The 11,551-nt window shown below is 39.0% G+C and carries 15 protein-coding genes and 1 pseudogene; 3 read left to right on the top strand and 13 right to left on the bottom strand.

Going from position 1 to position 11,551, the window contains the following annotated elements; translation table 11 throughout:
* Window positions 1-266, top strand: a 266-nt coding sequence (tnpA, locus tag G630_RS22520; protein WP_044959716.1) for an IS200/IS605 family transposase, incomplete at its 5' end; no start/stop codon positions are given.
* A 25-nt stretch (window positions 267-291) separates the two neighbouring features.
* Here the strand turns inward: tnpA and G630_RS24415 are convergent.
* The 3 genes from G630_RS24415 to G630_RS0117105 all read right to left on the bottom strand — a co-directional run bounded on the left by G630_RS24415 (window position 292) and on the right by G630_RS0117105 (window position 2,470).
* On the bottom strand, window positions 292-453 hold the full coding sequence (locus tag G630_RS24415) for a hypothetical protein (protein WP_330363826.1): 162 nt from the start codon (window positions 451-453) through the stop codon (window positions 292-294).
* A 25-nt stretch (window positions 454-478) separates the two neighbouring features.
* A complete protein-coding gene (locus tag G630_RS0117110; protein WP_026499292.1) occupies window positions 479-955 on the bottom strand; it encodes a GNAT family N-acetyltransferase in 477 nt (158 codons plus the stop codon).
* A gap of 90 nt (window positions 956-1,045) precedes the next feature.
* Window positions 1,046-2,470, bottom strand: coding sequence for an AAA family ATPase (locus G630_RS0117105; protein WP_026499291.1), 1,425 nt, complete (start codon window positions 2,468-2,470; stop codon window positions 1,046-1,048).
* A 335-nt stretch (window positions 2,471-2,805) separates the two neighbouring features.
* Here G630_RS0117105 and G630_RS0117100 point away from each other — a divergent pair, with 335 nt between their 5' ends.
* Window positions 2,806-4,083, top strand: coding sequence for an MFS transporter (locus tag G630_RS0117100; RefSeq protein ID WP_026499290.1), 1,278 nt, complete (start codon window positions 2,806-2,808; stop codon window positions 4,081-4,083).
* Entirely contained in the window at window positions 4,080-5,207 is a 1,128-nt protein-coding gene (locus G630_RS0117095) for an ArsR/SmtB family transcription factor (RefSeq protein WP_022763539.1), read from the top strand. The genes G630_RS0117100 and G630_RS0117095 overlap by 4 nt, the downstream gene beginning before the upstream one ends.
* Window positions 5,208-5,328: 121 nt before the next feature.
* Here the strand turns inward: G630_RS0117095 and G630_RS0117090 are convergent, their stop codons facing one another.
* From G630_RS0117090 to G630_RS25165, 10 genes and pseudogenes are all read right to left on the bottom strand, one after another.
* On the bottom strand, window positions 5,329-5,526 hold the full coding sequence (locus G630_RS0117090; RefSeq protein ID WP_022763540.1) for a hypothetical protein: 198 nt from the start codon (window positions 5,524-5,526) through the stop codon (window positions 5,329-5,331).
* A 14-nt stretch (window positions 5,527-5,540) separates the two neighbouring features.
* Window positions 5,541-5,768, bottom strand: a complete 228-nt coding sequence (locus tag G630_RS22515; RefSeq protein ID WP_022763541.1) for a hypothetical protein — start codon at window positions 5,766-5,768, stop codon at window positions 5,541-5,543.
* Window positions 5,769-5,904: 136 nt separating this feature from the next.
* Entirely contained in the window at window positions 5,905-6,819 is a 915-nt protein-coding gene (locus G630_RS0117080) for a Fic family protein (protein WP_026499289.1), read from the bottom strand.
* A 150-nt stretch (window positions 6,820-6,969) separates the two neighbouring features.
* On the bottom strand, window positions 6,970-7,449 hold the full coding sequence (locus G630_RS0117075) for a GNAT family N-acetyltransferase (protein WP_026499288.1): 480 nt from the start codon (window positions 7,447-7,449) through the stop codon (window positions 6,970-6,972).
* Window positions 7,450-7,476: 27 nt separating this feature from the next.
* The gene (locus tag G630_RS24905; RefSeq protein ID WP_022763544.1) at window positions 7,477-7,638 is read right to left on the bottom strand and encodes a hypothetical protein; all 162 of its coding nucleotides are present in this window, start codon (window positions 7,636-7,638) and stop codon (window positions 7,477-7,479) included.
* Between the two features lie 23 nt (window positions 7,639-7,661).
* Window positions 7,662-8,228 carry an HD domain-containing protein gene (locus G630_RS0117065; protein ID WP_026499287.1) on the bottom strand — a complete coding sequence of 189 codons (567 nt, stop codon included), beginning with the start codon at window positions 8,226-8,228 and terminating at the stop codon, window positions 7,662-7,664.
* Window positions 8,229-8,549: 321 nt separating this feature from the next.
* On the bottom strand, window positions 8,550-9,671 hold the full coding sequence (locus tag G630_RS0117055; protein ID WP_242829958.1) for a Fic family protein: 1,122 nt from the start codon (window positions 9,669-9,671) through the stop codon (window positions 8,550-8,552).
* A 142-nt stretch (window positions 9,672-9,813) separates the two neighbouring features.
* Window positions 9,814-10,638 (bottom strand): ornithine carbamoyltransferase, encoded by an 825-nt coding sequence (locus G630_RS0117050; RefSeq protein WP_022763574.1) that lies wholly within the window; start codon window positions 10,636-10,638, stop codon window positions 9,814-9,816.
* Window positions 10,639-10,670: 32 nt separating this feature from the next.
* Window positions 10,671-11,264 (bottom strand): winged helix-turn-helix domain-containing protein, encoded by a 594-nt coding sequence (locus G630_RS22510; protein WP_022763575.1) that lies wholly within the window; start codon window positions 11,262-11,264, stop codon window positions 10,671-10,673.
* Window positions 11,246-11,551: pseudogene (locus tag G630_RS25165) on the bottom strand (RNA-guided endonuclease InsQ/TnpB family protein); the annotation flags it as partial. The gene G630_RS22510 and the pseudogene G630_RS25165, both read right to left, overlap by 19 nt.

The following is an 11,551-nucleotide window of genomic DNA, read 5'->3' as shown; positions in this document are numbered from 1 at the left end:
TTATCTCCATGCCTCCGGATGTTGCTCCGGTAAAACTGATCAACACCTTAAAGTCCCAGCTCTCTAAAGAAGTCAGGATCAAATACCGTGAACATATAGAAAAATTTCTGTGGGGAGATGCTCTTTTCTGGAGTAGGAGTTATTTTTGCGCCACAACCGGATCCGTTTCACTTGAGACAGTGAAAAAATATATAGAAAGCCAGCGCACGGATGACCACAAAAGAAAATATGAAAAGACAGGACGATATATTAAAGCAAAACGCTGAGGGCCAGCGATTCATCCCCCACCGACTATGTCGGAAGGAGTTTTATCGCTGATACATCATAAATAACCTCAACATCATTCTTCCTTGCAGCATAGATAATACTTGTCACATTTTTTATAAATCCGTCGAAATTATATAGTCTTTCGTCGGTAATTCCTTTTTGTATGTCTATAACAATAAGTTTCATAATATACCCCCATCTGCTCTGATTATCATAGCTCTTTCCTAAAGAATCTGTTCATGGTACTGTGAACTACCGCGTCAGGGCGCTCTATTTCTTTATACCCCTTCTTTTCATAGATATGAATTGCAGCCTGAAGATTGTCATGGGTCTCCAGATACGAAACTTTGTATCCCGCTTCTCGCATCCTCTCTTCAATAAAGTCTATCATTTCGTATCCAAGCCCTGATCCTTTTGCTGCATCCGTAAGATAGAGCTTCTGGAGTTCAGCGGTATCTTTCAGCGGTTCAAATCTGTCATATCCAATTCCACCGATAACCTCTCCATTATCGCTCTCGATGACAAAATATCTCCTATTATCATTGCCATAATAATCGCTAAGATGGTCTAATCCTGCGTCAAAATATACTGTTCCCGGAATATCAAGATTAAACTGTTTAAGGTTGTCCCTGACAAGCGCAGCAACAGAAGCATTGTCGTCCTCTGTAATCTCTCTGAATTTATACATATTTTTGCAAAGCCTCATATCTTATTTTCTTACTGCTAATTTCGGATTCCCATTGCCTGCATTTCACTTTTTCCATAAGATTCCCCATCCCTACTGATCAAATAAATCATCAAGCGTTATTACTTCCGAAACATAGGATGTGTGGGCGGTCCCTTTTAACCCTTTTGCAGAAATCATTATTATCTTCAATGCTTGTTTTGTGCCTGTCTTTTCCCGATATATCTCTCTTTTCCTTATCAAGTCTTGTTCATAAGCTGCATCTATTTCAAAAGGAGTATTAGAATATTTCAGTTCACACAAGTTTGTTATCTTATCTGCTCTTTCAATTACAATATCTATCTGAGCCCGCTCATCTTTTTCATCTTCACTGTTATACCATGGATAAATGTCTGTCTCTACACTACCTATGCCAAGCGCACCTTTTATACAGGATTCGTTTTGTAAACAAAGCATTTCAAACGCCTGCCCTCTCCAGTTACTGTAGTATCCTACATCAGTTACGACATCGTCATAACTATTCTTATTTTGTTTCTCAATATAGTAGTAGTGAAAAAGTAAAAATGGATCTGCGAGTTGTATATACAATGGGTTATAATCTTCGTATTCTTTCTTGTATTCAATAATGTACCCACAATCAACAAGGTCTTCTATTGCTCTAAAGTATGTTCCATCGGGGATACCAAGCATTTCCTTCACCTTTGATTTCTTAATTCCATACTTTGAAAAGGCTATCGTTCTTAATATTTTTCCATAAATCGGTGAACTACTAAGAGTTGCTTCGAGAAGCTTCTGCGTCTCTCCTTTATATAGCGCATCCTTCGAGAATAGTAATCTATCCATATTCTGAGCAAGACTCTGAGATGGATTCATAATATCAAAAAAGAAAGGCAGTCCCCCAAATATCATCTGGCATTCAGCTATCTGTTCCCTTTGCCAGTCGAATTCCCTATCCTTAAAAAACAGTTCGGTTTCCGAGAGCGTAAATGGCTTTATGTATATTCTTTTTGTTACTCGTTTATACATATTCCCCGTGTTTTTAATTATCTCTTTTATAATCCAAGATGTCGCCGAACCACAGAGAATGAACATAAGATCGCCATCCTGTGTCCCTCTCCTGTTCCAAAACTCCTCAAATGCAAGTAAAAAATCTGACCTTTTTGACGCAAACCAAGGAAATTCGTCAAAAAAAACTATTCTTTTACCATTTGTTGAGCGTCTTACTGTATCTTTTGATAATATCTTGTCCAAGCGTGAGAATGCCTCAAACCAGTTTTTTGGTGTTGATTTTGAATCATCACCATATTCTTTCAGCCTTTGCTCAAAAGCTGCCAACTTTTGTTTTGTTGAACCTTTTTCAAGGCCTACTGCTCTGAAGGCAAAATCCTTGAATGTTTGCTCAATAAGGAATGTTTTTCCCACTCTTCTTCTGCCATAAACACAGATAAGTTCGGATTTTTTTGACTTTTCGCAGTATTCTAGTTCTCTTCGCTCTTCTCTTCTGCTTATTATTTTCATAGCAACCCCTTTGTCGCATAATATTTGTATAAATTATAAAACTTTCTCCAAATATAATCAACAAACGCTGTTATATTTGGAGAAAGTTATTATTTTTTGGCTATTTTATCCAATTATAATGTTGGCGCTCCATTTTCCCTTAGCATCACATAGCCGGTATCATAGTAATACTATAACAAAAAAATCAAGCCCCTGTCTTCTTCTAAAATAGGGTATGGCAACTCATACATTGATAGATAAATATCTAATATTTATGTTTGACGCACATCGAATATTGTGATATTTTATATTCATCGAACAACTATTAGACAAATATCCAATCCAGGAGAACACATATGAAAGCAGAGATTCGTGAATTATTACAGAACAGAAACTATCGTAAGGACTTATCAGCAGAGATCATCAACCGCTTCGGAGATTCAGTGGATGCCATCGCGTCTTCATGGATCGTATATGAGATCACAGGTCAGGCCAGCTGGTCAGCTCTTATTTATGCCCTGAACCGCATCCCTACAATTATACTGACTCCCCTGGCAGGTCCCTGGGTTGAGCGCAAGAATAAGAAGATGATTATGGTGATCACAGATCTTATCAGAGCTATATGTGTAGGGCTCCTTGCAACAGGACTTCTCATAGGATTTCTGAATGCACCGATGATTGCGGTACTGAGCCTTGTGATCTCCAGTGCAGAGGCCTTCAGAGTTCCTGCTGGAACAGCTCTTTTCCCACAGATCGTTCCCGAGCATCTCTATGGCGAAGCCATGTCTATCAGCAAAGCTGCTTCCGGTACCGTTGAACTTGTAGGTACAGCCGTCGCTGCTGTAATAATCGCTCTTATCGGCAGCTCAGGTGCCATCTACGTTGACATGATAACCTTCATACTTTCAGCTCTTATCATCCTCTCCATGAAGCTTAAGGATGACAGTAACAAAAATGCAGAGCGTTTCAATGTTTCCGGATATATGAGGGATCTTAAGGACGGGTTTTTATACTGTGCCACCAAGAAAAGACTTGTTGCCATCACCATGATCATTCTTTTCTTAAACGGAATTCTGGTTCCATTGAACAGCCTTCAGACTCCTATGGTCAGCGAACTGCTTCATGGCGATGCATTCTTTCTGTCAGCCTTTGGCGCTACCTTCGTTGCCAGCATGCTTGTCGGTTCATTGGTTTTCCCTATGATTTACAAGCGTTTGGATGCAAAAATGGTACTTGTAATGGTTTCAGTTGCTATTACCGCCGTATATTTCATCCTCGTTGCCGCATCACCGCTTTACACCAATCGTTACGTCGCTCTTGGTATCCTTGTTGTACTTACCGTGATTCTTGGCCTTTTTGTAACAATCGCTAACATGTTCCTTGGCGTTGAATCATATCGTATAATTGATAAAGAATATCTTGCAAGAACATCAAGCATCGGAAATGCCCTTGGGTCAGCCATCATGCCCGTAACTGCAGGACTTATCAGTGGTTTACTTAAGTTCTCAAATGTGGCACAGATATTTCTTGGCGCTGGGGTTGTGGCAATCGTGTTCTGCATCGTTCTTATTGCAAAAGGTAATCTTGAAGAACAGGAAACTACAGATAACGCAGACATGAGGGAGGCAGCATGAATCATTTTCATTTAGAAGTACAGTACGTACATGAAAGTATTACATTACTTAATATGATTGCTCAGCCGGCAGGCTTTGAAACAGAATATATGAACAGGCTTGCCGCAAGATATGGCATCACGCCGGATGAGGAAGCAAAAAGATATGTGGAACTACTCCAGGAAATCGAAGACGCTGCCAGAGCAGAGTTTTCCAAGGATTCTGAGGATATTCGCTTTTTCTGCGGCATGCCAAAGCTTAGCGAAAGCATAATCTCCTTTGCCAATGTTCTGATGCTGGTAGGAAAAAGCGTCTGGCGGGAGAGCTCTGTCTCAAAATATTATGATGAACTTAAAGATCTTTCCGAAGCTGAATACAACAGAAATTTCTATGATGAGGTTAAGGCCTTTGGCTCCCGTACGGTTGATGAGGAGGCTGAAGACGAAATATCTGCCCTGGAGATATTTGATCTGATACAGCAGATGGATTTTTCCGATGCTGAAAAATTGCACCTGCAAAAGCTTTATATTCATCATAAGGAATACTGTGAGAAGTTTGCCTCACTTATGGAGCGTTCAGCCAAGGTTATTAAGAAGTTTGAAAAAAAACTTATTGCTAAGGGAAAACGGGTAGCTGAACACTTCGAGAGTCTCCTTAACGGGACATCAATGGCAGCATATATAATGAATGAATTCTATGGTGATCATGAATCCGGGAATAATTTTGATGAATGTGATATCTATATCACTTATATAAAGGGTGTTTCAATGGGACTTTCCTTTAAGATGGCCCCTAAAGCGATAGTCAACATCGGGGCTATCTTTGATCCATCCATCAGGATTGAAGACGTTCTGAAAAACCAGGCCACCCTAGATGAAGACAAGGTGCTCCTGATGCTCAAGCTCCTCGCAGATAAGAGTAAATTTGAGATTTTGTCAGCTACAGTGGACAAGCCCGCATACGGTGCGCAACTGGCATCAATGCTGGGCCTTACCACTGCTACTATATCTCACCACACCTCAGCTCTCCTTGATCAGAATCTGCTGACTCTGGATAAGGTAGACACTAAGATATACTACCGTGCTAACCCCGATATGATCCGTACCTTGATTAACTTTGTAAAAAAGGAATTATTGCACGAATGAATTCCGCCTGAGCACCAGCTACTCCTCAAGAGATTCTCTGAAGAATTCTGGCGGCATCCGGGGTTAAACCAATACCGTCCATCACAACTCACCACAAATTATATAGAAATACTAAAAGAACTCACTTATAGTCAGCCGACACTTCTATAAAAGACCTGTTACCATTGATGTAATCTGTATATGCCGTCTCAGCGTCTTTTCCATGGAACACCTTACAAAGTCCGCACATATCGCAATCTGCAATACATGGAAACCTCTCTTTTATATATGCTCTACGTTCTTCAGTTGTAGAGTCTTTTATCTCAGGTGCATTTAACATAAGTACATATCCTCTCAATGAATCTGCCTGTCCTGGCGATATTTTTCCATGTATTCCATGTTTATCTCGCGGATTTCCTTTTTGCCATCAATATAGTCCTGATAAATATCCCAGGGACTTCCCCCGCCAAGCCAGCAAGATGAGCAATTCTCGCAGCCGCCACCGCAATCGAGAGAGTTTTTCACAATCTGCTCCCTCTCTTCTCTTGTTGTATCCTTGATCAGAATTGATTTTCTTTCCATTAGCACCGCCCTCCTTAGGCTAATGATGCCTATTCACTCCTTGTATTCCGGTTCCCCACTGCTTATAAAATGTATGTTTCCTGCTTTCCTCCCACAAACGGTAACTTTCTTCAAATTTTCCGTTCCATATACTATCTCAATCATGCTCAATTTCGAGTAAATCAAGAAGCTTTACAAATGTATCCTGTCCATCAAGACAAGTATCTATGAGCCATCCTTTTTCATTTCTCCATTCCTTGAGCCCTCTGTAGTAGTAGTTCTTCTTGGAATCCTCAATGATGAATGGCACAATATTGTGTCTAAGGCATTCCTTTAATGCTACAAGCCTTCCTACCCTTCCGTTTCCGTCCTGGAATGGATGAATATATTCAAACTCAGCATGAAGTGCTATTATATCTTCTACTGTTACAATCTTTTTTAAATTATACTCTTTAAGAAGTGCCTCCATATGCTTATGCACTTCAGATGGTTTCGAAGTCTCTCTGCCCCCTACGACATTTGCACGTTTTTTATAATCTCCAACCGCAAACCATGACAAAGTTGATTCCTTTGTATCATGCTTTATTATGTAGTGAAGCCTTTTGATTATATCCTCTGAAAGTTCTTCCTCTGCTATATCTATTACATAATCAATTGCGCGGAAGTGATGCACTGTTTCAAGAATATCATCAACAGGAACGCCATCGCCGATATCAACTGTATCAGTTTCGAAGATATGCCTTGTCTGATCTTCTGAAAGCTTACTTCCTTCGATATGATTGGAATTATATGTCACTCTTACCTGTAGCTCATGATAGAGCCCTCCAGGAAGCTTTATATCTTTTTCCTCACGAAGCAACTGCAAGATTTTATTATCTGAAACACTTTTCATTAAAAAGTCAGGATCTTTTCCGAGATATGCTGCTATCTTTTTTATGCTTCTTGGCGACAACTTCTCACCCTTTGCAATTTTAGCCACAGTTCTTGTAGACAGACCAAGCTCAGTTGAAAGCTCAGTCTTACCAATTCCTCTTTCCTTTAGTGCATTTTCCAAACCTTCATATGAGATCATATTGTACTTTCCTCCATAATCTTTACTTATTTTATCTTTTGGTTTCTAAAAAATAAAGATTATGAAAGACTTTTGGATAAAAAGTAAAGCTAAGAAAATAGCCAGTTCTGCAGTTTTACAGAATTGGCTATAAGTACATTTTGCTGAAAATTAAAGCGTATGATAGTACGGACAGATATTCTCGTAATGCCCGTCTTTCATTCTGAATCCATCTGGAATTGTTCCCAACTGCACAAAGCCTAATCGCTCATATAAGTGTCTCGCATGCACATTACTCTCAACTACAGCATTAAACTGCAATACTCGAAAACCGAGTTCTTTACCTTTTGAAAGACAGTCGATTACCATTTTCTCTCCAATATGTAACCCACGACTCTTTGAGCTTACCGCATAGCTGGCATTACAAATATGCCCACATCTACCAACATTATTCGGATGCAAAATATATAATCCAACAATATTTCCATCGTCATCAGCCACTCCTGTATAGCTCTGCGACTCAAAGAACTCTTTCCCAGACACAGCATCAAGAAAATCTTCCTGAGGAAATGCCATTCCCTCTTCAACCACCTCATTCCAAATGTCTATCATCTGCTGAAGGTCTTTTTCTTCATACTCACGAATTATCATTTTAAGCGCTCCTTGTCCCTGGATTAGTCATACATTTGCGTTAGCCGCATTGTATCCGTTTTCAAATTTCCTGCCATTATCATATGTCTCAATCTCAGATGCTGATAAATCGCCTTTTCCGTCATAACGATAAAACCGTCCGCCTTCAGCTATAAACTCCAAAATACAGTAATCTTCATCTTTTGTCATGTTTTAACCCCGTAACCAGCATATTACTGTCCTTCCCTCTCGATCTTTTCTAATGTATCTTCAAGAATTGCTTTCCTCAGCTGTGTAAGCCATTCCGAAAAAGAAACTGTATCAAACGCATATGTCTTATTGAGCTCATACTCATTTTCAGACCATGTATCAATTGGGGACTCGTTATGTTGAATCAGGGCCTCCAGCTTATCCAATGACTTGTATAGCTTAGCCTCCTTAGTTTCTTGTGCATCCATCTCTTTATAAAGAGCAGCTATCTCCCCAGATAGTTCCTCTGGGAGAGATTTAACCCACTGGTTCAAAAGAGAATCTTCAACCTCTCTATCGGAATCAGTCTTTATAAATGTCGGAATGTCGCCGGTAAAACACTCCCCAAGATCATGAATGAGGCACATATCCACAACTTTATTGATATCTATATCTGCAAACTCATGTTTAAGAAGAAATGCCATGAGCGAAATCCGCCAACTGTGCTCTGCCACACTCTCAGTTCTTCTTTTCGATGTAGTACAATGACGAGGCGTATCTTTCAGTCTCTCTGCAACATGTAAAATCTCTATATACTCCCTTGCGTTCATACAAGCTCCTCCTTGTTATCAACTCTTCTTGCTCTTTATTACAAGTACAACCCCCGCAACCACCACTGTTCCGATAAGCACTGCTATTATTCCCAACAAAACAGACAATTTCTTCATACGTCCAAACACTTCCTAAATCTATCATTTCAGACAACTTATGAATAATCATACCTTTTTTCAGACAAAAATAATAGCCCCGGACAATTCCAGAGCTATCACTATCATCCCTCGCGTCACGGGTTGTTACATTATTGCAAAAGAAAAAGGAACAGCACTAAGACTGTTCCTACGGTATATTCGTACAAGGCCACTTGCATAATTTTACTTTTTGAAAAGGTATTTACCTTTTCCCTTTCCCTTCATAGGATATATAATTTCCATATCAAGCATCCGCTTAATCAAAGCTGATGCCGGAGATGCTGTGATAGATAGTGTTTCCATCACTTCCGATCTTCCAAAAAATGATTCATATCCATATTTTTTAAACAAACTGATAATATTATTCTTTGTTTTGTTTCCTATCTCCTCCGGGATATGAATGTCCTGTTTTTGTTCCTCAATGTCCTGTTTTTTATCACCAATGTCCTGCTTTGCTTTCTCAATGTCCTGTTTTTCGAAATATCCACTGATATGCATATTTCTGTTATGCAGTTCATTATGCTCACCAAGTAAAAGATTTCGCATAAATGATTCCAAATACTCAGTAGTAGCATGTACTCCCTTTGAATAATCGTTGTAATTTGCCCTTACAAGCGCATTTCTAAAGTACCATGCATTCTCAGCAAATATTTCGTTAGTAACATCAAATCCCATTGTCCTCAGATATTTGATAAAGAAAACAGCGGTTGTTCTTGTATTCCCCTCCCCAAAAGCATGTATTTGCCATAGGTTAGCGACGAATCTCGAAAGATGTCTGATATCATCTCTGATATTATCATAAGAATACTCATATTCCTTTTCGGTCTGTAGATCATACTCAAGTGTAGCTTTCAAATCCAAGGCATTACCATAATGTACAGATGCTCCATCCACTACCCATTCTTTTTTAGAAATATTATAGTCCCTGATTTTTCCGGCATGGTCATATATTCCTTCAAAAAGTCTCTTATGAATACCAAGATACTGAGGCAGTGAAAAAGTGAATGCATCATCAGACAATATAGCTGCTATTCTTGCTGATACGCAGTCTGCTTCTTTTGTCCTGTCAGTATCCCTTGAATTTGATGTCTCATAATAACTCTCAATGAGCTTCTCTGCTTCTGAGATGGTTATTTTTCCTTCAATATTATTTTGCGCGGTATCTTTAAGATAGTCTGAAGTCTTAAGTCCATCAACAGCCTGAAGTCCGACAGCTGTATACCAGGCATAACCAAGTTTTCTCTTATCCGGTTCAACATGCCTTATATATTCCTCAAAAGGATCTTTTTTTATATCCTCACCCATCGATAATATCTATCTCCCATCTGTTTCATTTAAGAAAATTATACAGATGAATCCGTCTTTTGTCATTGAAACCAAAAAGTCATTTTTATATGAATATGTTCACATTTTATTCTGTTACCTCTATCACTTCATACTCATCATCTTAATCTGATAAGCAATAGATTAAAATTGCCTGCTGCACTTTTAATAAACTCTGTTTAAACTCATATCCCACAAAGTAATCAGAATCAATTACATCTTCTGTTACTTCTTCGCCTCTATAAAATGGCGGACATGGATTTAGGATAGCGCCTTTATTTGCTACTCCCATCAAGTCTTTAGAAATCTGATAATCTTTAAATTCCCCTATCATGTTTGAAGGAATGGAATCCGTACAAATAATATCTTTACCTTCAAGCGCATTCTTCAAGTTATCATTACAAGTAACTCCAGAGATTTGATACTTTGCAGGACTACTCTGAGTTAATGAAAATCCGAGTGCCTCTGAAGCTTCTTTCCAGGCTCTCCCTATATTTCCATCTGCCCCTACAAACAAATACTCATCCTTAAGGTAATCAGCTCTGACTTTTGAGAGTGCATATAAATCAGACATCATTTCACAAGGATGGTTATCATTTGTCAGTGCATTTATAACTGGTATTGTCATAGCTGCAGCCATTTTATCAAGCATAGTAATATCCGGGTAACGGACTATAACAGCATCAGCCCAATTTTGAAGATATCCGCAAACATCCCTGATATCTTCCTTTTTATCTAACGTTGCAGGATCAAATAATATGGATTGCCCACCGAGAAGAAAAATACCCTTTTCAAAAGACACTCTGGTTCTTATGCTGGATGATGGAAAGAACATAACGATAGTCTTTCCTTTTAAGAAGCCCTCATACTGCTCTATAGAATCAGCAATCTTGAAAATCTCCAATAATTCACTTTTCTTGAAGTCTGTAAGTTTTATAAAAGATTTCATTTGTATAAAGATAATCCGTTGTTCAGAAGACCTTATTCATAAGTTTTAGCAACAATCTCAAATCGAGGAAGTAGCAAAGAAATATAACCATGTCCCGAAGATATGATTATACCTCTTTTTATCAGTCTATCACGATATCTTGAGAAAACAGCAGATGTCATGCCTACCTTCTTACATATTTCACTGACTTTGGTCTCATCCTTTTTTATTGCAAGAATGACTGCTCTATCCTGCTTTGATAATGAGGACCATATTTTTTTATATACAAAATCCTCAAGCATATCATCAAGCTTGAGGAGAATTTCTCTTAACTCCATTTCATCTCTATATTCATAATATAGAAGACCTAGCGCTTGGAATGCAAAAGCATATCCCTTAGTTATCCGTGCAAGGTTCTTGGCATCGTCTTCATCAATCTGAAAAATATCTGCATACTGTTTCGTTATTTGATGCAAGCTTAGTGGTTCTAATGTTATTTTCGGGGTTCTAAGCAAAAAAGTAAGAGCTGGGTCGTTCTGGATTGCATAGATATTTTCATATAATCCTGTCATTAACAGGAAAACCGGATGAACTGCCTCCACCGACTCTGCGTCGGAAGAGGTTTCTGTTATGCCGCAGAGCGGCATGAACCTTTGGGATGCTTAGTGCATCCCAAAGAACAGGGCATGTCCACTATGCCTCTATCCCATTGGGTTACCTTTGGGAATACTTTTCTTAAGATATTTGCAGCTCCGTTTATGTCTGCATTTGTTATTGTCCCATCGTAGTGCCTGTAGAGTCCACGCTTTATCCTTTTTCCCGAAAAAACATAGTCAGACTTCCTGCCCTTTTTATACACAGGGATCTCATCCATCGCAAGGAAATCCGCTTTGGATGTATAGCTCTCTTCCGTAAGTGCAAACATGATCCCGTA

It is taken from the genome of Butyrivibrio sp. WCD2001 (genome assembly GCF_000424485.1).
Taxonomy (GTDB): Bacteria; Bacillota; Clostridia; order Lachnospirales; family Lachnospiraceae; genus Butyrivibrio.
The sequence above is the reverse complement of the archived record's forward strand: the minus strand, read 5'-3'. Positions and strand labels throughout refer to the sequence as shown.